This is a genomic window from Glutamicibacter sp. NPDC087831 (genome assembly GCF_044742845.1).
Classification (GTDB): domain Bacteria; phylum Actinomycetota; class Actinomycetes; order Actinomycetales; family Micrococcaceae; genus Glutamicibacter.
Genome location: NZ_JBIUVH010000001.1, coordinates 1,008,850 through 1,031,589, shown reverse-complemented (window position 1 = coordinate 1,031,589; position 22,740 = coordinate 1,008,850). Strand labels below are relative to the sequence as shown.

Below are 22,740 nucleotides of genomic sequence, written 5' to 3'. Positions count from 1 at the left end.
TTAAACGAGTTGCACGGTGAGGTGGCTCACGAAGGGAAACATAGTTTTACTACTTAATGTAGAGCTTACCCTCTTTGGGGTCAGAATGCCGAAAAACGCCGCTGTGCTAACGAGAAATTTCTTCAACGTTTGAACAGCGGCGTTTGTTCCCTACGGCCTAGTGGAAGGAATCTCCACAGGCGCAGGAACCCGATGCGGCCGGGTTGTCGATGGTGAAGCCCTGCTTCGAGATGGTGTCCTCGAAATCAATGGACGCGCCAGCGAGGTACGGGACGCTCATCTTGTCAACGATGACCTCAACGCCATCGAAGTTGCGTACCGCGTCGCCGTCGAGCATGCGCTCATCGAAGTAAAGCTGGTAGATAAGGCCCGAGCAGCCACCTGGCTGCACGGCGATGCGGAGACGAAGATCATCCCGGCCTTCCTGTTCCAGAAGCGAGCGAACCTTGTCCGCCGCCACGTCGGAAATCTCTACCTCATGGGTTGGCACCTCAGTTGGATCGCCCTTGGTCTGGTCAACAGATGCAGTCATGATTTTCCTCCCATACTGCTCGATGCGGCACCAAGCTCCAGATTTGTTACTGGAACCGGCACCTCTGTTCTTGCTTCTATCCTACGTCGCTACGCTGAAGAATTCTTCCCCTGCGTCTCTCCGTATGACACGGTTCATAGTCCCTTCGCGTTGATCCTCGCCAGCATGAGGGCTTCAGCCTCAATTGCGTGCTGGAAGTCGCCTAGATGCAGCGACTCGTTGGCCGAGTGCGCACGCGAATCGGGATCCTCGACACCGGTCACCAGGATCTGCGCCTTCGGGAAAACTTCCAGCAAATCTGCGATGAATGGAATTGATCCACCCAGGCCCATATTCACTGGTACAACGCCCCAAGCTTGTTCAAGCGCCCAGCGCGCAGTGTCATTTGCCGAAGCGTCCAGGTTCGCCTTGTAGGCGTTGCCTGCTTCGGTGGCGACAAATTCAACCTCGGCGCCGCGAAGGTCAACGCTTTTGACGTGTGCCTCAAGGGCCTTGAGCGCATCTGCAGGATTCTGCCCTGGGGCCAGGCGCATCGATACCTTGAAACGCGTTGCCGGCAGCAAGGTATTCGACGAGTGGTCGACACTCGGGATATCCATTCCAATCACGCTCAGTGCTGGTTTATTCCACAAGCGGTCGGTGATCTTGCCGGTGCCGGCAAGCTGGAAGGATTCCAGAACGCCGGAGTCCCTGCGGAATTCGGCTTCGTCGAAGTCGACTTCAGCGATGTCGTTGGCAACCAGGCCGGCAACGGCAACAGAACCGTCTTCGTTGTGGAAGCTGGAGATCAACTTGGCGGCGAGGATCGGGCCATCGAGAACTGGTCCGCCAAACATGCCCGAGTGAACTGCATGGTTCAACGAGCGAACGGTGATCTCCGCTGCGCACATGCCGCGCAGCGAGCTGGTCAGTGCTGGGGTTCCAACCGACCAGTTGGACGAGTCGGCAACTACGATCACATCTGCTGCCAACTTGCCCTGATGGGCTTCGAGGAAGTTGCGGAATGATGGGGATCCTGCTTCTTCCTCCCCCTCGAAGAAGTAGGTTACGCCGACGCCGAAATCGCCAATGAGGTCCAGCACGGCGCGCATCGCCGCGATGTGGACCATGATGCCGGCCTTGTCGTCAGCGGCACCGCGGCCGAACAGCCGGTCCCCTACCTTCGTGGCTTCGAATACCGGGGTGTTCCAGTCCGCCGCGTTGCCAGGAGGCTGGACGTCGTGGTGTGCGTACAGGAGCACGGTTGGCTTTCCGGGTGCCGCCTTGCGCTGGGCTACCACGGCAGGCGCGCCCATAGCGCCGTTCTGCGCAGGCTCGCGCAGGATTTCCACGGTCTCCATCCCGGCCGACTTGGCCAATTCGGCCACTGCCGCAGCCGATTTTTCCAGGTTCTGCGGGTCGAAGGATTCCCATGCGATGCTCGGGATCGCGACCAGGGAAGTGAGCTCTTCGAGGATCTTCTCGAAGTTCGTGTCGATGTGGCTTTTTAGCGCGGCAATATCGACGCCGCTTGCAACAGCGTCGAAGGTAGTATTTTCGGTCATGCCTTCAGCCTAGCAATTCCTCGCGTATCGAATGTCACGCCGCTAACTATTTCCGGCTAGAATAGAGGGGTGTTTGGACGTAAGAAGGATGAACCTCAATCCCCCGTAAATGTGGAGTCTGCCCAGCAGGCCCCGGAAACAACCGACGGCCGCAAGACTGGTCCAACGCCCAAGCGCAATGCGCAGCAGGCGAACCGTCAGCGCCCGTTGGTTCCTACCGATCGCAAGGCCGCTAAGGAAGCCCAGCGTCAACAGCGTGTAGAAGCGCAGAATCGTTTGCGCTTAGCCAACGAAACTGGCGATGAACGCTACCTGATGCCACGCGACAAGGGTGAGCAGAAGCGCTACACCCGTAACTTCATTGACTCTCGCTGGATGTTCGGCGAGTTCATGATGTTCATCATCCTGGCCTTCTTGGTTGTCTCGCTGGTGTTCCAGCGCAACCTGCAGATCCAGATGTTTGTGCAGGCAGCCCTCTGGGTTGTTATCGCACTGATCATCATCGAAGCAATTGTGACGACCATCCTCTTGAAGAAGCGCCTGGTCGCCAAGTTCGGCCACATGGAAAAGGGCGTACGCATGTACGCGGCAATGCGTGGAATGCAGTTCCGCAAATTGCGCCTGCCAAAGCCACAGGTCAAGCGCGGCGCAAATATCGACTAGTCGATACCGCTAGACCGCAAAGGGGCAAGCTCGCTGAGCTTGCCCCTTTCTAGTTAATTGCTTGGTTGAATAACAATGTTCAAAATTTGTGGAGCCAACTACAAGGTGATGCAAATTCTGCGATAGGAATATCGTTGCCGCGACGCATTTCTGCCAATCCTGTCCGTGCTCGCAGCATGCGGCCTTGTTGGCTCCGATACAAGGATTCATCCCGGTCGGCAACCGTTATTGCCACCTTCTCCCCTAGCGCGGCTGCCCTTGCCTAGTCTCCTGATCCAAGTTGCGTTCAAAGCTGTTGCAGGCAGGACGTACGCAGAAGATGGGCCCGGTTAACGCGGAATGGCTCCGATTCTTCGAGAATCGGAGCCATTCCGGAGCATTTGGGAAATTCCACTCCAAAGAACTAGAGCATGTGCTCCAGGTCCTTATTGATCGAACGTGCCCAGAACGGACCCTCGTAGAGGAATGCGGTGTAACCCTGTACCAGGTCCGCGCCTGCGTCCAGGCGTTCCTTCACATCCGCGGCATTTTCCACGCCGCCGACGGCGATCAGAGCCATCTCGGCCGGAACAAGTGCACGCAACTGGCGAAGAACTTCAAGCGATCGCTGCTTGAGCGGAGCGCCAGATAGCCCGCCGGCGCCAATCTTTTCAACCTTGGACGCATCGATGGTCAAGTTCTCGCGACCGATGGTCGTATTGGTGGCAATAATGCCGTCGAGTTCAAGTTCCATGGCCAAGCGTGCAACGTCAGCGACATCCTCATCGCTAAGATCGGGAGCAATCTTGACCAGCAAGGGAATATGGCGGCCGGCAACCTTGTCAGCCAACTGGCCGACTTCCGAAAGCAGCGGACGAAGAGAGTCAACGCTCTGGAGCAGGCGCAGACCCGGGGTGTTGGGGCTCGAAACATTGACGACCAGGTAATCTGCGTGGATCGCCAGCTGGCGGGTGGACGCCAGGTAATCCCCTACCGCGTCTTCCAGCTCTACAACCTTGGTCTTGCCGATATTCACGCCGATGACCGGGCGGGTTCCAGCGTAACCAGTCTTGAGCTCTTGGCGAGAACTGGCGACACGGGCAGCGACAGTTTCGGCGCCTTCGTTGTTGAAGCCCATCCGGTTGATTACCGCGCGGTCCTCAACCAAGCGGAAGAGCCGCGGTTGCGGGTTGCCGGACTGGGCCTGTCCGGTGACGGTTCCGATTTCAACATGGCCGAAACCGATATCGCTCAACGCCAGGATTCCGGTGGCGCCCTTGTCGAAGCCAGCAGCCAATCCGAATGGGGATGGGAAGTCGATGCCCATAACGGTGCGCTTCAGCTTGGGTGCCGGAGCGAAGAACTTGCGAGCTGCCTTAGTGAGCCCTGCGCGTTGCGCAATCTTGATCGCGTTGAATGCAAAATGGTGAGCCTGTTCAGGATCCATCTTGGTGAACACGTGCTTGAAGACCAGTGGGTATATGCGCATGGAACCATTTTCCCGTGAAGAACCCGAAACAGACAACTTGAGATGGGTAGTATTCAAGATATGAAGCACTTCGTTGTTCCAGAAAGCAGCAGTTGGCCAGACTTTATGTCTTCAACTAGGCCGGGGCAATGGGTCGAAGATCCCCTCGGGCCTGATTTTGAGCACCAAACCTTGGATTTCGGCGTCGATGCGGAAGGACCGGCCGTCGCGACCTTGGTCCGCTATTGCCCGGCTGGATTCAGGAATCGGCTCGGACGACGAGCCCAGGGAATTGTTCTGAGCGTGCATGGCTGGAGCGATTATTTTTACAACCGCGAACTGGCAGCTTTCTGGCATCACCATGGATACCACTTCTACGCACTTGATCTACGCAGGCATGGACGCAGTCTGAGAGCCGAACATGCTTTGCCTGGTTATGTCGATGACTTGGCGGACTTCGATGAGGAGCTCAATGCGAGCTTGGAACTGCTGCGTAATGAGCATCCTCAATTACCGGTGGTTGCCCAAGGGCACTCGACGGGCGGCTTGATCCTCAGCTTGTGGCTTGCGCGCCAAGCGCCGGGCATTAAAGCTCTGGTCCTGAATGCTCCATGGCTTGAGTTTCAGGGAACGGCCTTCCTGCGCATTCCTTTTCACGGCCTAATGGAAGCGATCACTCGCACGAATCCGCGCAGGAAGCTCAACGGACCAGAATTCGATCATTACTGGCAATCGCTAAGTACTGATAGCCATGGCCAGTGGGACGTTCATCGGCTATGGCGACCACGGATCGCTTTTCCGAACACCGCGGGATGGCTGAAAACGATATTCGATGGCCATGCCCTAGTTGCGAAGGGGCTGAAACTTCAACAGCCGATCTTCGTCCTCACCTCGGATCGCACCCATATCGGCACGAGCTACTCCCCTGACATGCAGCACTGCGATTCGGTACTCGACGTTCAGCAAACGCGCCTGCGGGCGTTGAAACTAGGCAGTTTCGTTACTTTGTCCGAAATTCCGGGCGCAATGCACGATGTGTTCACCTCCGCTGAGCCCGCCAGATCCGCAGCATATCGAGACCTAAGCCTCTGGTTGCGATTGGTGGGAACAGCGCTGAAAACGTCCTAGGCCTGTGGCTTGTCGATAGCTCCGCCGTAACGGCGATCGCGTTTGGCATATTCTTCTACGGCGGTAAAGAGCGTTCGCCGGTCGACATCCGGCCAAAGCTGGTCGAGGAAGACCATCTCTGCGTATGCCGACTGCCACAGCAGGAAGTTGCTTGTGCGTTGCTCGCCACTGGTTCGGAGGAAAAGATCCACATCAGGCAGTTCCGGAGCATGTAGGTATTTGGCGATAGTCTTTTCGCCAACCGAGCTAGCGCGAAGCCTGCCGGCTGCAACATCCTGGGCAATCGCGCTGACAGCGTCGCCTAGTTCTGCGCGCCCGCCGTAGTTCACGCACATGGTCAGCTGGCAACCCAAGTTGTCTTTGGTGAGTTCTTCGGCTTCCTTGAGTTCATTGATAACCGATTTCCAGAGCTTGGGTTCTCGACCCGACCAGCGTATGCGGACGCCCCATGAGTTCAACGTATCGCGTTGGCGGCGCAGAACATCACGTGAGAAGCCCATCAGGAAGCGCACTTCCTCAGGGCTGCGCTTCCAGTTCTCGGTTGAGAACGCGTAGACAGAGACGTACTTGACGCCCAGCTCCACGGCTCCGGCCACCACATCAAGCAAAGCTGCTTCGCCTGCACGGTGCCCCTCGGTACGAGGCAATCCCCGCTGGTTCGCCCAACGTCCATTGCCATCCATGACGATAGCTACGTGTTCAGGGATGAGTTCCTGCGGAATGGCGGGCATCTGCGGATGATCCGGATGCGCATAAGGAGCAACTGGGCCTCGGCGGCCGGTGATCTTAGGAAGCTTCTTCAATTTCTCTCCACAAGACGTAGGGAATTCACGGCACGCTCAAGGTGCCACTGCAAGTAGTTGGCCACGATATCTGCAGCTTGATTGCGCGCTCGAGGTCCTGCTTCTGCCACGGTGGACCAGTCCCCTTCCAGCAGCGCCTGCAGATATTCAATGGTGACGGGATGCGGCGATAACGATCCAGAGGGACGGCATTCGGGGCAGACGACGCCGCCAAGCTGGACGTGGAGCGCTTGATGCGGGCCAGGCTTGCCGCAGCGCACGCAGTCGGTAAAGGACGGCGCCCAACCAGCAACCGAGAGGGCCCGCAAGATGTAGGAGTCCAGCACGGCTCCGGAATCGACTCGCTGCTTGGATAACAGGGCGATCGCACCGTGGAAGAGCTGATATTGCTGGAGGGCCGAATCGCTTTCTGTTTCCAGCAGTTTTTCAGCGATCTCCGACATGGCGTTGGCCACCGTGTAGCTCGGGTAATCCATGACCAGCAATTGGCCGTATGGATTTCGAAGCTGTGCCTGCGAGACGATATCGAGATTGCGGCCCATCACCAGAAGCGCGTCGACTTCCATGAACGGTTCCAGCGTGGCGCCCATCCGCGACGACGTCCGGCGTACGCCCTTAGCCACCGCACGGACAATCCCATTGGGTGTCAGCAGGGTGATGATGCGATCGGCTTCTCCCAGCTTGTGGGTACGCAAAACCAAACCACGGGTGTGGTAGCTCTTGGAAGCGAAACCTGATCTGGACACGGACAATATTCTCCCACTTCAACTCCCAAAGTTCTGAATCCAACGATTCCTATGGGTGTCGATTCGTCCCTGGGCGCGGTAGCTGCAGGAGCAACCCGGCATCTACCGGGCCCGAGGAAAAGGGGTTCAAGGTGTCTCTCGACTTGAATTGAGCGGGAACACCGACAGCGACGCAGTTATCAGGCAGGTCAGTAGCGACCACGGCATTCGCTCCTATATTGCACCGGCTACCTACTTGCACGCCACGCAATACCGTGGCACCGGATCCAATCATGCAGTCGCTGCCGATGACGGTCGTAGCTGGACCGGCAGACCCGGCTGCCGCGATAGTGGCCCCCTGGTAAATCAATGTTCTGGATCCAATTACCGTATTAGGCCCGATAACGACACCAGTGCCGTGATCGATGAGAACGGGACTGCCAATAACAGCAGAGGGATGGATGTCGATTTGCGTCAATGATCGGGCAATGAGCCTGATGATTTTCGACAGACCCCTGGTTGTCTTGCGCTGCCACAGCTGGTGAGTAACCCGATGCATCCAGATCGCGTGCAAGCCCGTTGAAGTAGTTGCCGTGGCCAATAGTCCTTGTGCTGCCGGATCGCCCGCAATGACCGCGCGGATTTCATCCATGAAGCGGGGCAAAGCTCTTCCCTTTCCTCGTCGGCGCTTGCTTGCCAGCCGCCCTGGCAGTATATGGAAGGCAAAACGCCACGGCCAGCGTGGTGAGGCTGGCCGTGGCGTTGAGCTAGCAACAAGGTGGTGCCGCAGACCTACTTGCTGTCGCGGATCGCGCGGTTGACGGCCGAAACTACGGCCTTCAGTGCTGCAATGTTGGTATTGGTGTCCAGGCCAATGCCCCACAGGATGCGATCGCCCACGGCGCATTCGACGAATGCGGCTGCACGGGCGTTGCCACCTTCGCTCATGGCGTGCTCGGAGTAGTCCAGCACGCGCAGATCCACGCCATCATCGTTGAGCAGCTTGACCAGCGCGGAGACCGGACCGTTACCCTGGGCGCTGCGCTCATGGGCCACGCCGTCGATGATCAGCTTGGTATCCAGGCGGAAGCTTCCGTCCTCCGCCGAAGCCGCGGTCGCCGAAGCAATCTGGTAGTAGCCCCAGGGGTTCATGCCCGAATCTTCGCTGACCGGCAGGTACTCATCCTGGAAAACGTCCCAGATGCGCTGCGAGGAGATCTCGCCGCCCTCGGTATCGGTCTTGCGCTGGATGACCCCGGAGAACTCGATCTGCGCGCGGCGCGGCAGGTCCAAGTTGTAGTCGTTCTTCAGCAGGTAAGCAACCCCGCCCTTGCCGGACTGCGAGTTCACGCGGATCACGGCCTCGTAGGAACGGCCGATGTCCTTCGGGTCGATCGGCAGGTAAGGAACAGCCCAGACCAGGTCGTTGATGTCCTTGCCTTCAGCCGAAGCCTTGGCTTCCATCGCTTCCAGGCCCTTCTTGATTGCGTCCTGGTGCGAACCGGAGAAGGCAGTGAAGACCAGATCTCCGCCGTACGGGCTGCGTTCAGCCACTGGCAGCTGGTTGCAGTACTCGACGGTGCGGCGGATGTGGTCCATGTCCGAGAAATCGATCTGCGGGTCGATGCCCTGGCCGAACATGTTCATGCCCAAGGTCACCAGGTCGACGTTGCCGGTGCGTTCGCCGTTGCCGAACAGGCAGCCTTCGATGCGGTCGGCGCCGGCCAGGTAGCCCAGTTCTGCCGCGGCCACTCCGGTGCCGCGGTCGTTGTGCGGGTGCAGCGAGAGAATGATCGAGTCGCGGTTGGCCAGGTTGCGGTGCATCCACTCGATGGAGTCGGCGTACACGTTCGGGGTAGCCATTTCCACCGTGGCCGGCAGGTTCAGGATCATCTTGTTTTCCGGGGTCGCTTCCAGCACCTCGGCTACGGCGTCGGAAATGCGCTTGGCGAAGGCCAGCTCGGTCCCGGTGTAGGACTCTGGCGAGTACTCGTAGGTGATCTTGGTGCCGGTCAGCTGCTCTTCGTACTTCTTGCACAACCGGGCGCCCTGGACGGCGATGTCCACGATGCCGTCTTCGTCCTGGCGGAAGACGACTTCGCGCTGCAGGATCGAGGTGGAGTTGTACAGGTGGACAATGGCCTGCTTGGCGCCTTCCAGCGCTTCGTAGGTGCGCTCGATCAGGTGCTCGCGGGACTGAGTGAGCACCTGGATGGTCACGTCATCGGGAATGCCGCGCTCGATCAGCTGGCGGACAAAGTCGAAGTCGGTCTGCGAAGCCGACGGGAAGCCGACCTCGATTTCCTTGAAGCCCATTTCGACCAGCAGGTCGAACATCTTGTGCTTGCGCTCCGGGCTCATCGGATCGATCAGCGCCTGGTTGCCATCTCGCAGGTCCACCGCGCACCAGCGCGGGGCCTTGGTGATGTACTTGTCGGGCCAGGTGCGATCGGGCAGATTGACCTCGATCTGATCCTGGAATGGAACATACTTGTGGATTGGCATGTTCGAAGATTTCTGCATGTTCTGCATTTCTGTGGGTCCCCTAGACAAAATTAGTGCTTAGTTTGTGGGGCCAGACAAGAGCTACTCCGCGACGAGGGGTCGGCCTGTAGACCACTAGCGGTCCTTTGGATCCTCGCAGCGGCTAAGTAGTAGTAGAAGCTCGAAATGCACGAAATGAGCATAGCACCGCGCTTTGGAGGCAAGTGAAACTTATGTCACTTGCGTGTCACATAGTGGACGTTCGCCTTGCGCAAGGCGGCGGACAGGATGCCCAAGCAGGCGAACAATGGGGCTCATGGAGCTAAGCACCAGGGAGGTCCATGGATGGAGACGATCAGCATCGGCGCTGGAATCCATGGGCTGCGTACCGGTGCTTCTCCCGTGGAAAGGCTGGCCCGGGAGATCCAGAGTGCGGGCCAAGCAGCCGATTAACCAGCTCGTCCCCCAAAACGGGTCTGGTCTTGAGGGACGAGCTACGCATTTTCCAGCGCTGGGGTGCGCAGCCTAGAAGCCGAGGCGTCCAAGCTGCTTCGGGTCGCGCTGCCAATCCTTGGCAACCTTCACGTGCAGGTCCAGGTAGACCTTGGTGCCCAGCAGCTTCTCGATGCCCTGGCGGGCGTTGGTGCCGACCTCGCGCAGGCGCGAACCGCCACGGCCAATGATGATGGCCTTCTGGCTGGAGCGCTCAACGAAGAGCGAGACGTGGATGTCGATCAGCGGATTGCTTTCGCTGCGTCCTTCGCGGGGAACCATCTCTTCGACGACGACGGCCAGCGAGTGCGGCAGTTCGTCGCGCACGCCTTCAAGGGCGGCTTCGCGAATCAGCTCGGAAACCATCTTGGCTTCCGGCTCGTCGGTCAGCTCGCCGTCCGGGTACAGCGGCGGGCCCACTGGCAGGTGCTCTGCCAGCACGTTGGCCACCTCTTCGACCTGGAATTCCTTGACAGCCGAGACCGGAACGATTGCGGCGAAGCCGTTCTCGCCGAAGTTCTGGGTACCCATTTCGGCCACCGCAACCAGCTGCTGCGCGAGCTGTTCGCGGTCCACCAGGTCAGCCTTGGTGACCAGGGCGATGATCGGCTTGCGCTGCAGCTGAGCCAGCTGCGTGGCGATGTAGCGGTCGCCCGGGCCGATCTTCTCATTGGCCGGGATGCAGAAGCCGATCGCGTCCACCTCGGAGAGGGTGTCGGCGACCAGGTCATTCAGGCGCTGGCCGAGCAAGGTGCGCGGACGGTGCAGGCCCGGGGTATCGACCAGGATCAACTGCGCATCCTCGCGGTGCACGATACCGCGGATAGTGTGGCGGGTAGTCTGCGGCTTGGCCGAGGTGATGGCCACCTTCTGGCCCACCAGCGCATTGGTCAGGGTCGACTTGCCGGCATTCGGGCGGCCTACGAAAGAGGTGAAGCCGGAGCGGAAGCCCTCAGGCCATCCGCTGGATGCAAGCAGGTTGTGGTTTTCACTCATGTGAGGAATCCTCGTCGTTCTCAATATGGTCGGATGCATCTGTTTCCAGACGCTCTACATGGATTTTGCCGATACGGTTGCGGCGGCCCGCGAGGGCTACCACGGTCAGGCGCAGGCCGTGCACTTCAGCGGTGGAACCGAGTACCGGCACCGATTCCAAGGCCTTGGAGAGCAGGCCGCCGACGGTGTCGACGTCCTCTTCCTCGATGTGCATGTCGAAGTGGTCGGCAATATCGTCAATGGATGCCGCCGCCACGGCGAAAATCGACCCGTCAGGGTTCTGGATCAATTCGGCCCTCGAACGATCATACTCGTCATCGATTTCGCCAACGATTTCCTCAAGCAGGTCCTCCAGGGTCACCAGGCCCGCGGTGCCGCCGTACTCGTCGATGACGATGGCCAGGTGGATGGATTCCTGCTGCAGTTCCTGCATCAGCTCTGCTGCCGACTTCGATTCGGGAACAAAGCGGACCTTTCGCGCCAATTCGGCCAGGGTCCGGGCCTGCTGCAGACCGTGGATCTCGCGGATCAGGTCCTTGAGGTAGATGATGCCCTGGATATCATCGGTGTCCTCGCCGATCAGCGGGATGCGGGAGAAGCCCGAGGCGATGAACAGGTCCATGGCGCTGTGGAAGGAATGATCCGCATCCAGCACCACCATGTCGGTGCGCGGCACCATCACCGAACGAACGCTGGTCTCCTCCAAGTCGATCACCGAGGAGATCAGTTCGGCCGATTCCTCATCCAGGTCCTCGCCTTCGGAGGCGCGATCCACCAGATCACGCAGTCGTTCCTTGCCCAGGTAGCCGTCGCCATCCACGCCGCCGGGGCTCAGCGCCTTGGCGATGGATGCCAACCACGTGGTGATGGGTCCGAGCACCAGGCGCAGGAAGCGGACCAGGGTGGCGGTGGACTGCACGACGTTCTGGGCGTTGGAACGCCCGTAGCGACGTGGCGACACGCTGACCAGGACGAATCCCAAGGCGGCCATCGCAATAGTGGAGATCATGCCGATCAGCCACACATTCTCGATCCACTGCGAAACGAGCAGGGCTACAGCGACAGCGGAAGCGGTCTCGAACCAGATCCGCCAGAACTTCACTGCCTGGGCGTGGGTTTCTGTTTCATCCAGAATTGCGGACAGCGATTTGGAATTGGACTCGGCGCGCAGGCGTTCAGCAGCGTGCCGGGATAATGCGTAGAAGGCTGAGTCTGCGGCAGTCAGCACGGCCGAGAAGGCCATGAAAACAAGGGCGAGAATCAGCAAAATTATTTCCACGGGGTTATTCCACCGTTTCCTTTGGCGCGGGGCGGCCGGTGTAGCTCTCTAGGAGCTGGCGCTGCAGCGCAAACATCTCTTCCTTTTCTGCTGGCTCCATGTGGTCGAAACCCATGAGGTGCAGCAGGCCGTGGGTGGTCAGCAACAGGATTTCATCGTGGGTGCTGTGGCCCCCGGCCTTGGCCTGCGCTTCGGCGACGGCAGGGCAGATGACGATGTCGCCAAGGATGCCGCTCTCCCCCGGCGCACCGGCAGTTCCTGGGCGCAGCTCATCCATCGGGAAGCTCATCACATCGGTGGGGCCTTCGAGGTCCATCCACTCGACGTGCAGGGCGCTCATGGCATCCTCGTCGATGAAAACGATCGATACTTCGGTTTCCGGATGCAGGAACATTGCCCGCATCACCGATTCTGCCAAGGCGTTGACATCCTTGAGATCGACGTCGTATTCGGTTTCGTTATTTACTTCAATGCTCATTTGCTGCGGCGTCCCCGGTTGTGGTCTTTGCGTCGGGTGTCATCCCAACGGTCGTAAGCAGTAACGATGTCGGCAATCAGACGGTGGCGAACCACATCCGAAGAGTCGAGTCGGCAGATGCTGATGTCGTCGATGCCTTCAAGGACATCGCTGGCCATGCGCAACCCGGAGGTCGCATTGTTGGGCAGATCCACCTGGGTGACATCCCCCGTCACTACCATCTTGGAACCGAATCCCAGGCGGGTCAGGAACATCTTCATCTGTTCACTGGTGGTGTTCTGCGCTTCATCCAGGATCACGAAGGCGTCATTGAGGGTGCGTCCACGCATATAGGCCAGCGGAGCGACCTCAATGGTTCCGGCTTCGAGCAATTGCGGAATGGTTTCCGGATTGATCATGTCGTGCAAGGCATCGTAGAGCGGGCGCAGGTACGGGTCGATCTTCTCGGTCAACGAGCCCGGCAGGAAGCCCAGCTTCTCCCCTGCCTCAACGGCAGGCCGGGTCAGGATGATGCGGTTGACCTGCTTGTCCTGCAAGGCGGCGACGGCCATGGCCATGGCCAGGAAGGTCTTGCCGGTACCGGCTGGGCCAATGCCGAAAGTAATTGTCGAATCCTCTATGGCGTCGACATAGCTCTTCTGGTTCACGGTCTTGGGGCGGATGGAACGTCCGCGCCCCGAGAGGATCTTCAGGCCCAGGACGTCGGTGGGTGCATCCGGATTGCCGGCGCTGAGCATCTTGATGATCTGCTCGATCGTTTCGGCGCTCATGCGCGAGCCGCGAGTGGCCAGCGAACGGGCTTCTTCGGTGACGCGCTGGGCCTTGCGGACTTGCTGCGGTTCACCTACCAGAGCCAGGGATTGGCCGTTGGGGCGGAAGCTCACCTGCGGGTAGGCGCCGGAGAGAATACGCAAGAGCTCGTCATTGGGACCGAGGGTGGCAATCATGAGCTCAGCTGTATCGAAACTGATGGTGAGCGATGCGGATCCGTTCTCCGCTGTCGCCTTATTCTGTTCAACCTGCATGCAGTGCGCGGCGCCCCTTTGCGAGCTTGGTGGTAATCGTGATTTGTCCTGCTTGCCATTCTATCGAGTCGCAGGCCAATCCGGAGAAAATTCAGGTCTCAGCGTAAGCAGTAGAACCTGAAAGTAGTCTTGAATGATGCTAATCGGGGCAAGTGGCGAACATATAGATTTGGTTACGGATTAGTAAGTTGGGCCATTTTTCTGCAGTTAGCCGCTTCTGATATGGCAAGCTTGAGAGCGGTTCCAATACGGCCAGGAGCCACAACAGCTAAAATCACCACGGATTGGTACGCAGTGCAATCAAGGATCTTGCGGAAGATTCCACGCCGATTCGGCGTTTTGGGAATCACTGCCGCTCTCGTCGTCGCCGCAGGATGCGGTCTGACGAATCGCGAGAGCTCCTATGAGATGCCATCGACCGCCGTGGCTGAATCGCTGAACCTGCCGAACGCCACCGACGCTGGCGAGGATGTCGGCATCGCGGCTAGCCTGCCCATCTACTGGCTGGAAAACACCGATACCGGCGTGTTCCTGTACCGCGAGTACATCGAGGACACCCGCCATCAGGAACCCATCGGCGATGCGATCTGGACGCTGCTCTCAGCCGACCCGATGAAGCCGAAACGCTATACCCATTTGAAGCCCACCGATGAAATCGGGGTTTCAATCAATAATGCGAATGTCATCACCTTGGATCTGCCGGCCAAGGTCTTCAGCGCCAATCTCGACCAGGGCCTGTCGGAGCGCGCCATCCAGCAATTGGTCTTCACCGCTACGGCAGCTGCCGCCAGCGCTGGACTGGTCGTGGGCGAGCTTCCCGCAACGGTCCGCATCCTGGTTGACGGCCAGGCAAATGCCACAGTCTTCGACGGTTTCCGGCTCAAGGATGTCTACGAGCGCGATGCGGCGTTCATTGCACCGATCTGGATCATCGATCCGCAGTTCAACAAGACCTTGGCGGATGGCTCGATCAAGATTAACGGCCGAACCACCCAGTTCGACATCGGCACCTTCTACTCCTTGCAGCGCAAGGACGCGGACGGCAAGCTCACGGTGATGACCGCTCAGAAGCAGGTCAACCCCGGGCAGATCAATGCCGACGGCTCATTCACCCTGACCACCGATCTGCGTGCCGGCTCATACCGCCTGACTTTCTGGGGCGTTGAGACCGAATCGGACCATCTGGTCGGCAAGGTCACCAGCGACTTCCGCGTCGAGTAACGCAGCATCCAGCGCTGCAGCCCCCGCCGGAAGCCCTGGACATGAACCTGGGCGCCCGTTGTCCGGGCCAGCTCCTGAACTGGTGGCGGCAGAGCATTCTTGGCCTGCTGGCAGGATTTCCAGTGCCGTTGCCTTCGACAGCGTCCTTATCCGATCGGCTGCCGGATTCGCGTATCCGGCCCGCAGCGACTTCGCGTTCCCCTTCCCGAGGCCTTTTCTCGGCTCGAACCCGTTGCGCCGGCCGGAGACGAAATTGCTCCGCAGATCCCGGCAGGCACATGCCTGCCGGGATCTGCGGAGCAATTCACCTGCTAACCGGAATTCTGGAACCTAGATTTCGCCGATCAAATGGCGGATCAAGACCAGGGCCGCGGGGCCCGCGGTCGAGGCACGCAGCACATGCTGGCCCAGCAGGGCTGGTTGGGCGCCGGCATCGACGAAGGACTGCAGCTCCGTTTCGGAGATGCCTCCTTCTGGCCCGACGATCATGATGATCTCCTGGCCGGTCCGCGCATCGGCGAGCCACGACTGCACACGCCGGGCCACCGATTCCGCGGCCTGCTCGTGCAGAACCAGAACCAGTGCGCCATTTGCGGTATCGGCCGCGATGGCCTTGGCCAGTTCCTTGGAACCCAGCGGGTCCAGCACCTCTGGCTCATAGGCGCGGCGCGACTGCTTCTGCGCCGAGCGCACCTGGGCGCGCCACTTGGCCATGGCCTTGTCGACCTTGGCCGCGTTCCAGCGCACGATCGAGCGGTCAGCCTGCCAGGGGCGTACCGACAGCACGCCCAGTTCCACGCCGGACTCGACAGCTTGCAGGTCGCGATCCCCCTTGGACAGCGCCTGGACCAGGGTGACCGGGTGATCGCTGACCGCTTCCTCGGCACGGCGCAGGACCTTCACGCTCAGCAGGTCCTTGGCGGTGCCGATGACCTCCACAGTCAGGCGCAGCCCCTTGCCATCCAGCAGGTCCAGGTGCTCGCCCGCGGAGACCCGTTTAACGGTGACCGCGTGGTGCGCTTCGGAGCCATCCAGTTCAAGAATGTCCCCGACCGTTGCGTCCCGGCCCTGCTGGGCGTCGATGACGAAGCTGTGGTTGCTCATGCCTAGCGCTGGTTCAGCTTGTCGCGCAGGCGGGAGAACATGCCGCCGCTGTGCTCCACACGGCCGGCCGAGAGTTCTTCGCCACGCAGCTTGGCCAGCTGCTCGAGCAGATCGCGCTGGGCAGCGTCGAGCTTGGTCGGCGTCTCCACCTGCAGGTGCACGATGATGTCCCCGCGCTTGCCTCCGCGCAGGCGCGGCACACCGAGGCCCGGCAGGGTGACGGTGTCGCCATCCTGGGCGCCTGGCTCCACATTGATGGACTGGCCGCCGTCGAAGGTTTCCAGCTTCAGCTCGCAACCCAGTGCGGCGGCGGTCATTGGCAGGCTCATCTTGGCGTGCAGGTCGGTGCCGGCGCGCTCGAAGACCTTATGGCGGCGCACGTCGATCTCGACGAACAGGTTGCCGTTAGGCCCGCCGCCCGGGCCGGCTTCGCCCTGTCCGCGCAGCTGGATGCGGGTGCCGGAGTCGACACCTGCAGGAACGTTCAGCGACTTGGACACATGCTCGCGCACCCGGCCTTCGCCGTTGCACTCCAGGCAGGGGTCCGGGATGGTGGTGCCGAAACCGCGGCAGGCCGCACAGGTTTCCACGGTCATCATCTGGCCCAGGAATGAACGCACTGGACGCTGCACCTGGCCTGCGCCATGGCAGATGTCGCAGGTGACCGGGCTGGTGCCTTCGCGCGTGCACGAACCGTTGCACGTCTTGCAGGTGACAGCGGTTTCCATCTCCAGCGGGTAGACCGTGCCCTTGACCGCGTCTTCCAGGTCGATGGTGATGGTGATCAGCGCGTCGCGGCCCGGCTGGGTGCGTGATGCCGGGCCCTGGGCCTGGCCGCCACCGAAGAACTGCTCGAAGATGTCGCCGAAGCCGCCAAAGCCCTGGCCGCCACCGCCGAAGCCCGGGTGGCCGTTGCCGTTCTCATCGCCGGTGGCGTCGTAGTTGGAGCGCTTGGTCTGGTCGGAAAGGACTTCGTAGGCTCGGGTGACCAGCTTGAACTGTTCTGCAGCGTCATCGCTAGGGTTTACATCCGGGTGCAGCTTACGCGCCAACTTGCGGTAGGCACTCTTGATTTCCTGCGGGGTCGCGTCCTTGGCGACGCCTAGGGTCTCGTAATGCGAGCTCACGTTATTCGCCGTGTCCTTTCCTGAGAATCTTGAAATTCGGTAGTGCCGGGCGGTGCCCAGCGAGGCTAGTTAGCCAAAATCTTCGACAGGTACCGTGCCACCGCACGAACCGAGGCCATGGAGGTTGGATAGTTCATCCGGGTGGGGCCCAGGACCCCGAGCTTGTTGCGCACATCGGTGCCGTAGGTGGTGGCGACCACGGCGGCTTCCGACAGCTGCCCGTAGTGGTGCTCGGTGCCGATGGCCACGGCCACGCCGCGCGAATCGGCTTCCAGCTCGGAGAAGAGCTTGAGCAGCACTACCTGCTCCTCGAGCGCCTCGAGCACCGGGGTTATGCTCAGCGGGAAGTCCCCTTCCACGCGGGCGAGGTTCGCGGTGCCTGCCATGATGATGCGTTGCGCGTTGGCCGCCTGGGCCATTTCTTCCAGCGCACCGATCACCTGGTCCACCAGGGGGTCGGCCTGCTGCGTCGAACTGCGCTCGATGCGGGTGAGCCGGCCGGCAAGTTCGGCAAGCTTCACTCCCCCGAAATTGTTGAGCAGCCACAGCTTCAGGTCGTCCAGCTCATCATCGCTGTAGGAACGCTGGACCGGCATCATGCGCTGATCCACCGCGCCATTGGAAGCGATCATCACCATCAGCACCTGGGCCGAGCCCAGTCCGACCAGATCGAGGTTCTTCAACGAAGCGGTGTCGTAGTGCGGCACCTGGATCATTGCTACCTGGTTGGTCAACCGCGCCAGGAGGCGAACGGTGCTTTTGAGCATCTCGTCCAGGTCCGTGGAGCTGTCCAGGATCTTGTTGATGGCGTCGCGTTCAGCCCGCGACAGCGGCTTGAGCTCGCCGATCTCATCGACGAAGCGGCGGTATCCCTTTTCGGTGGGGATCCGTCCGGAGGAAGTATGCGGAGCGACTATGAGCCCCTCTTCTTCCAGCATAGCCATGTCATTGCGGATCGTCGCGGCGCTGACACCGAGGTTGTGCCGGTCCAGGAGCGCTTTGGAACCCACTGGCTCACGGGATTGGACGTAGTCCTCCACGATGGCACGCAGAACGTCTAGGCGTCGCGGCTCTGTCACAACAGCACCTCCTTGGATTCCCTGTGCCCGGCTTTGGCACTCTAACCTGTCAAGTGCCAAGTCTAATACGTTCAGCAGTTGCTAGCATTGGATTTCGAGCGTATTCGATCACAGCGAAAGGCAGTACGTGACTAATTACTCCTGGGGACCACGGGATCTGAGTGCACCGGCACCGAAAAAACTCCGCCAGGTCCCTGTTGAACGTGGCATGATTCTGGAAGATGCCACCTCAGGATGGGTAGGAGAAGTCATCCGTACCGAGAAATCCGGTGGCATGCGCGTGATCGTGCTCGAGGACCGACACGGCAAGACCCGCTCCTTCCAGGCGGGCTTCGGGTTCTTCCTCGAAGGCGAAGCGGTGCAGATCATTGATCCCGTTGCCAAGGCCGCACCGCCCCAGAAGCTGGTCTCGGCTTCGGGTTCGCGTGCCGTTGCCGGACTGAAGGCCCGGGAAGCCAGGGCAAGCCGCATCTGGGTAGAAGGCAAGCACGACGCTGAGCTGGTTGAAAAAGTTTGGGGCCACGACCTGCGTGTTGAAGGCATCGTCGTTGAACCGCTGCATGGCGTGGACGATCTTGCCGGGGCTATCCGCGACTTCGCCCCCTCCGCGCAGCGCCGCCTGGGAATCCTGGTTGACCACCTGGTTGCCGGAAGCAAGGAATCGCGCATCGTTGCCGAGGCGATGAAGGTCCCCGGTGCAGCGCAAAACGTGCTGATCCTCGGCCACCCGTACGTGGATGTATGGCAGGCGATCAAGCCTGCGACACTGGGCATCAAGGCTTGGCCGGTGATCCCCAAGGGCACCGATTGGAAAACCGGTGTGCTCCGGGCCTTTGGCTGGCCGCACTCCACCGCGGAAGACATCGGCATCGGATGGCAGCGGCTCTTGTCCACGGTGCAGCATTACGGGCAGCTTGAACCACAGCTCTTGGGCCGGATTGAAGAATTGATCGATTTTCTCACGACCGAAGATTACGGTTTCCTAACGATTGACTAATAGTTGGAGATTAGTCTGCGAATCTCCCCGTGCGCCCAGCCGCGGTCGCTATGATAAGAGGAACCACACGTAGCAAGACAAGGAAAAATAGTGACATCACGCCAGACGAAGCCATCGGAGAATTCCCGCTTCGAAGGTTCCAGGACCTCTGCGCTGCCGCTGACTCCTTCAGAAGATCGCCAGTGGGCAATGATGGCCCACTTCGGTGCCATCTTGGGTTGCGTTCCTTCGGCAATCGTCTTTGCCGTATTCCGGGACCGTGGCCCGTTCACTGCACAGGAATCGAAGGAAGCGTTCAATTTCACGTTCCCGCTGACCATTCTCGCCATCGTATTCAATGTGCTCATGGTCTTGCCGGTGATCGGCTGGCTTTTCGCAGTACTCGCCGTGGCCCTCTGGGTCTTCATGACGGTCTCGGGCGCCCTTGCTGCCATCCAGGCCAACAAGGGACGCCCTTACCGCTACCAATTCAATCTGCGGCTGATGAAGTAGCAGCGGTTTCCCAGTCTTAGAAATCGAGCAGTTCACGCACCACGAGGTCGGCCAGGAGCCGGCCTCGCTGCGTTAACACCAATGTGCCGGCGAACGCGGCCTTGGCATCAATCAGCTCGTCGGCGATCAAGCCGACGACTTTCTTGCGTCCGGTTTCATCGAGCTCGTTAATCTTCATGCCCGAACCCAGCCGGGTCAACAGCATCGTGCGCTCAAGCTGCACGGCCTCGGCATCCGGGTATTCGCGGCCGTGGCCCGGCGAGATTCCAGCATCGATCCGTTGCTGATACGCGGCTGGATGCTTCACATTCCACCAGCGCAGCCCGCCAACATGGGAATGCGCGCCGGGGCCTGCGCCCCACCAGTCGCCGCCCTGCCAGTAAGCGATGTTGTGCTGGCAGGCATTCGCCGGGGTCTTCGCCCAGTTGCTGACCTCGTACCAGGAGAAACCGGCCGCGGCAAACATGTCGTCGGCCAACTGGTACTTTTCGGCATGGTCGTCATCATCGATGTTCGGTACCTCGCCACGGCGAATCTGGGCCGCCAGCTTGGTGCCTTCCTCGATGATCAGCGCATACGCCGAAATGTGATCAGGTTCGTAGCTCAACGCGGCTTCGATGCTGGTGCGCCAGTCTGCCAGGCTCTCCCCCGGAGTGCCATAAATCAGATCGACACTGACATCCAGGCCGGCCTCGCGCGCCCACGCAACGGCTTGCGGAACGCGCTTCGGATCATGGGTGCGCTCAAGCACCTTGAGCACGTGGGGCACCGCGGACTGCATGCCGAAGGACACGCGGGTGAACCCGCCGTCGGCCAGCTCCTGCAGGCTTTCGCGGGTCACCGAATCCGGGTTGGCCTCCGTGGTGATTTCCGCACCCGGCTTCAGGCCGAAGTCGTCGCGGATCCGGCCGAGCACCGAGACCAGGTCTCCGGCGGGCAGCAGCGTGGGAGTTCCGCCGCCGAAGAAGACAGTTTCAATTTCGCGGTGCGGTTGGCCCGAACGGTCCATCACCTCGCGGGCGAAGCTGATTTCCTTGCTGACGGTGGCAGCGTAGGTTGCTTGGCTGGAACCGGAGCCCAGCTCCGTGGCGGTGTACGTGTTGAAATCGCAGTAGCCGCAACGGACGGTGCAGAACGGAATATGCACATAAAAGGACATGGTCCGCCCCTGTGCCTCATGCGCGCATGAGGCAGGGAGCAGACCATCGGCCGGAGCCGGATCGCCGTCAGGCAGTACTGAAGGCATTTACTTCTTTTTCGGCTCGTCGGTGGACAGTGCGGCAATGAAGGCTTCCTGCGGAACCTCCACGCGGCCGACCATCTTCATGCGCTTCTTGCCTTCCTTCTGCTTTTCCAGCAGCTTGCGCTTGCGGCTGATATCGCCGCCGTAGCACTTGGCAAGAACGTCCTTGCGGATTGCGCGGATGTTCTCGCGGGCAATGATGCGCGAACCGATCGCGGCCTGGATTGGAACTTCGAACTGCTGGCGAGGAATCAGCTCACGCAGCTTCGAGGTCATCATGGTCCCGTAGTTGTAGGCCTTGTCGCGGTGCGTAATGGCGCTGAAGGCATCCACTTGCTCGCCCTGGAGCAGGATGTCGACCTTGACCAGATCTGCAACCTGCTCGCCGTCGGCCTTCCAGTCCAGCGAAGCATAGCCGCGGGTCTTGGACTTGAGGTGGTCGAAGAAGTCGAACACGATCTCAGCCAGCGGAAGGTGGTAGCGCATTTCGACACGGTCCTCGGAGAGGTAGTCCATGCCGCGCATGGTGCCGCGGCGGGTCTGGCACAGTTCCATGACCGAGCCGATGAATTCGCTCGGCGCCAGGATGGTGGCGGCAACCATTGGCTCGTGGACTTCCAGGATCTTGCCATCCGGGAATTCCGAGGGGTTGGTGACCGTAATCATTTGCTTGTCTTCGCCCATGACCTCGTACACCACGTTCGGCGCCGTGGAAATCAGGTCCAGATTGAATTCGGATTCCAGTCGCTGGCGGGTGATTTCCAGGTGCAGCAGGCCCAGGAAGCCCACGCGGAAGCCGAAGCCCAGGGCCACGGAGGTTTCCGGTTCGTAGGTCAGCGCAGCATCGTTGAGCTGCAGCTTATCCAGCGCATCACGCAGTACCGGGTAGTCGGTGCCGTCCATCGGGTACAGGCCGGAGAAGACCATTGGCTTGGCCTCTTCGTACCCGCCCAGGGACTCGGTGGCCGGCTTGTGGAAGTTGGTGACGGTATCGCCGACCTTGGACTGGCGCACGTCCTTGACACCGGTGATCAGGTAGCCCACTTCGCCAACGCCCAGGCCCTTGGTGGGCTCGGGGTTCGGCGAGGATACGCCGATTTCCAGCAGTTCGTGGGTGGTGCCGGTGGACATCATCTGGATCTTCTCGCGAGGAGACAGATTGCCATCGACAACTCGAACGTAGGTCACCACGCCACGGTAGGTGTCGTATACGGAGTCGAAGATCATTGCGCGAGCCGGAGCCTTGGCATCGCCGACAGGCGGCGGGAGCTGCTTGATGACCTCATCGAGCAGTGCTTCAACACCTTCACCGGTCTTGCCCGAAACCTTCAGCACGTCTTCTGGCTCGCAACCGATCAGGTTGGCCAGCTCGGCAGCGTACTTTTCCGGCTGCGCGTTGGGCAGGTCGATCTTATTGAGCACAGGGATGATCGTCAGATCGCCCTCGATAGCCAAATAGAGGTTGGCCAGGGTCTGCGCCTCGATGCCCTGGGCGGCGTCAACTAGCAGGATCGCGCCTTCGCAGGCGGCCAGCGAACGCGAGACTTCGTAGGTGAAGTCGACGTGCCCGGGGGTATCGATCATGTTCAGTGCATAGGGGGTGCCATCTTCGGCTCCCCACGGCATGCGCACAGCCTGGGACTTGATGGTGATGCCGCGTTCGCGCTCGATGTCCATGCGGTCGAGGTACTGTGCCTTCATGTCGCGGGCAGCGACAACGCCGGTCAGTTGCAACATCCGGTCGGCCAGGGTCGACTTACCGTGGTCGATATGGGCAATGATGCAGAAGTTACGGATGAGCGACGGATCGGTCGCGGCAGGCACCGGAGCGGTGCGGGCCAATGGAGACACCTAAACAGACCTCACTAGCTGACTAAAAGA

At 60.3% G+C, this 22,740-nt stretch carries 21 protein-coding genes; 5 read left to right on the top strand and 16 right to left on the bottom strand.

The window, feature by feature from the left end; translation table 11 throughout:
- Positions 1–157 precede the first annotated feature (157 nt).
- Positions 158–532 (bottom strand): iron-sulfur cluster assembly accessory protein, encoded by a 375-nt coding sequence (locus tag ACIOJF_RS05055; RefSeq protein ID WP_105658344.1) that lies wholly within the window; start codon positions 530–532, stop codon positions 158–160.
- Positions 533–666: 134 nt separating this feature from the next.
- Positions 667–2,076, bottom strand: a complete 1,410-nt coding sequence (locus ACIOJF_RS05050; protein WP_332498534.1) for a M20/M25/M40 family metallo-hydrolase — start codon at positions 2,074–2,076, stop codon at positions 667–669.
- Positions 2,077–2,145: 69 nt separating this feature from the next.
- Here ACIOJF_RS05050 and ACIOJF_RS05045 point away from each other — a divergent pair, with 69 nt between their 5' ends.
- Positions 2,146–2,739: a DUF3043 domain-containing protein gene (locus ACIOJF_RS05045; RefSeq protein ID WP_105658342.1), complete on the top strand. Its 594-nt coding sequence runs from the start codon at positions 2,146–2,148 to the stop codon at positions 2,737–2,739.
- A gap of 403 nt (positions 2,740–3,142) precedes the next feature.
- Here ACIOJF_RS05045 and ACIOJF_RS05040 read toward each other — a convergent pair whose 3' ends face one another.
- Entirely contained in the window at positions 3,143–4,207 is a 1,065-nt protein-coding gene (locus tag ACIOJF_RS05040; protein ID WP_332504283.1) for a quinone-dependent dihydroorotate dehydrogenase, read from the bottom strand.
- A 60-nt stretch (positions 4,208–4,267) separates the two neighbouring features.
- On the opposite strand from ACIOJF_RS05040, the gene ACIOJF_RS05035 reads away from it, so the two are divergent.
- Positions 4,268–5,314: an alpha/beta hydrolase gene (locus ACIOJF_RS05035; RefSeq protein WP_181148993.1), complete on the top strand. Its 1,047-nt coding sequence runs from the start codon at positions 4,268–4,270 to the stop codon at positions 5,312–5,314.
- Here the strand turns inward: ACIOJF_RS05035 and ACIOJF_RS05030 are convergent.
- From ACIOJF_RS05030 to ACIOJF_RS04995, 8 genes are all read right to left on the bottom strand, one after another.
- Positions 5,311–6,117: an isoprenyl transferase gene (locus ACIOJF_RS05030; protein WP_133833358.1), complete on the bottom strand. Its 807-nt coding sequence runs from the start codon at positions 6,115–6,117 to the stop codon at positions 5,311–5,313. The two genes, ACIOJF_RS05035 and ACIOJF_RS05030, sit on opposite strands and share 4 nt — an antisense overlap.
- Positions 6,114–6,863: a DNA repair protein RecO gene (gene recO / locus ACIOJF_RS05025; protein WP_402741307.1), complete on the bottom strand. Its 750-nt coding sequence runs from the start codon at positions 6,861–6,863 to the stop codon at positions 6,114–6,116. Before recO ends, ACIOJF_RS05030 begins: the two co-directional genes overlap by 4 nt.
- Before the next feature lie 49 nt (positions 6,864–6,912).
- Positions 6,913–7,401: a serine O-acetyltransferase gene (locus ACIOJF_RS05020; protein ID WP_402741373.1), complete on the bottom strand. Its 489-nt coding sequence runs from the start codon at positions 7,399–7,401 to the stop codon at positions 6,913–6,915.
- Between the two features lie 233 nt (positions 7,402–7,634).
- Positions 7,635–9,374 (bottom strand): 2-isopropylmalate synthase, encoded by a 1,740-nt coding sequence (gene leuA / locus ACIOJF_RS05015; protein ID WP_402741306.1) that lies wholly within the window; start codon positions 9,372–9,374, stop codon positions 7,635–7,637.
- A 477-nt stretch (positions 9,375–9,851) separates the two neighbouring features.
- On the bottom strand, positions 9,852–10,814 hold the full coding sequence (era, locus tag ACIOJF_RS05010) for a GTPase Era (RefSeq protein ID WP_105658337.1): 963 nt from the start codon (positions 10,812–10,814) through the stop codon (positions 9,852–9,854).
- Entirely contained in the window at positions 10,807–12,093 is a 1,287-nt protein-coding gene (locus tag ACIOJF_RS05005) for a hemolysin family protein (protein ID WP_105658336.1), read from the bottom strand. Before ACIOJF_RS05005 ends, era begins: the two co-directional genes overlap by 8 nt.
- A gap of 4 nt (positions 12,094–12,097) precedes the next feature.
- On the bottom strand, positions 12,098–12,571 hold the full coding sequence (gene ybeY / locus ACIOJF_RS05000; RefSeq protein WP_105658335.1) for an rRNA maturation RNase YbeY: 474 nt from the start codon (positions 12,569–12,571) through the stop codon (positions 12,098–12,100).
- Complete coding sequence (locus ACIOJF_RS04995) at positions 12,568–13,596, bottom strand: PhoH family protein (protein ID WP_105658334.1); 1,029 nt, start codon at positions 13,594–13,596, stop codon at positions 12,568–12,570. Before ACIOJF_RS04995 ends, ybeY begins: the two co-directional genes overlap by 4 nt.
- 309 nt (positions 13,597–13,905) lie before the next feature.
- On the opposite strand from ACIOJF_RS04995, the gene ACIOJF_RS04990 reads away from it, so the two are divergent.
- Complete coding sequence (locus ACIOJF_RS04990) at positions 13,906–14,817, top strand: GerMN domain-containing protein (protein WP_332728102.1); 912 nt, start codon at positions 13,906–13,908, stop codon at positions 14,815–14,817.
- A 330-nt stretch (positions 14,818–15,147) separates the two neighbouring features.
- On the opposite strand, the gene ACIOJF_RS04985 is transcribed toward ACIOJF_RS04990, so the two are convergent.
- The 3 genes from ACIOJF_RS04985 to hrcA all read right to left on the bottom strand — a co-directional run bounded on the left by ACIOJF_RS04985 (position 15,148) and on the right by hrcA (position 18,127).
- Positions 15,148–15,921: a 16S rRNA (uracil(1498)-N(3))-methyltransferase gene (locus tag ACIOJF_RS04985; protein ID WP_332731228.1), complete on the bottom strand. Its 774-nt coding sequence runs from the start codon at positions 15,919–15,921 to the stop codon at positions 15,148–15,150.
- A 2-nt stretch (positions 15,922–15,923) separates the two neighbouring features.
- The gene (gene dnaJ / locus ACIOJF_RS04980; RefSeq protein ID WP_105658331.1) at positions 15,924–17,048 is read right to left on the bottom strand and encodes a molecular chaperone DnaJ; all 1,125 of its coding nucleotides are present in this window, start codon (positions 17,046–17,048) and stop codon (positions 15,924–15,926) included.
- Positions 17,049–17,113: 65 nt separating this feature from the next.
- Positions 17,114–18,127, bottom strand: coding sequence for a heat-inducible transcriptional repressor HrcA (hrcA, locus tag ACIOJF_RS04975; RefSeq protein ID WP_402741305.1), 1,014 nt, complete (start codon positions 18,125–18,127; stop codon positions 17,114–17,116).
- Between the two features lie 127 nt (positions 18,128–18,254).
- Here hrcA and ACIOJF_RS04970 point away from each other — a divergent pair, with 127 nt between their 5' ends.
- Together ACIOJF_RS04970 and ACIOJF_RS04965 are read left to right on the top strand one after the other, a co-directional pair.
- Entirely contained in the window at positions 18,255–19,124 is an 870-nt protein-coding gene (locus ACIOJF_RS04970; RefSeq protein WP_105658329.1) for a DUF3097 domain-containing protein, read from the top strand.
- A 90-nt stretch (positions 19,125–19,214) separates the two neighbouring features.
- Positions 19,215–19,616 carry a DUF4870 domain-containing protein gene (locus tag ACIOJF_RS04965; RefSeq protein WP_105658328.1) on the top strand — a complete coding sequence of 134 codons (402 nt, stop codon included), beginning with the start codon at positions 19,215–19,217 and terminating at the stop codon, positions 19,614–19,616.
- 16 nt (positions 19,617–19,632) lie between these two features.
- On the opposite strand, the gene hemW is transcribed toward ACIOJF_RS04965, so the two are convergent.
- Positions 19,633–20,862 carry a radical SAM family heme chaperone HemW gene (hemW, locus tag ACIOJF_RS04960; RefSeq protein ID WP_402741304.1) on the bottom strand — a complete coding sequence of 410 codons (1,230 nt, stop codon included), beginning with the start codon at positions 20,860–20,862 and terminating at the stop codon, positions 19,633–19,635.
- Positions 20,863–22,710, bottom strand: coding sequence for a translation elongation factor 4 (gene lepA, locus ACIOJF_RS04955; protein WP_105658326.1), 1,848 nt, complete (start codon positions 22,708–22,710; stop codon positions 20,863–20,865).
- Positions 22,711–22,740 lie beyond the last annotated feature (30 nt).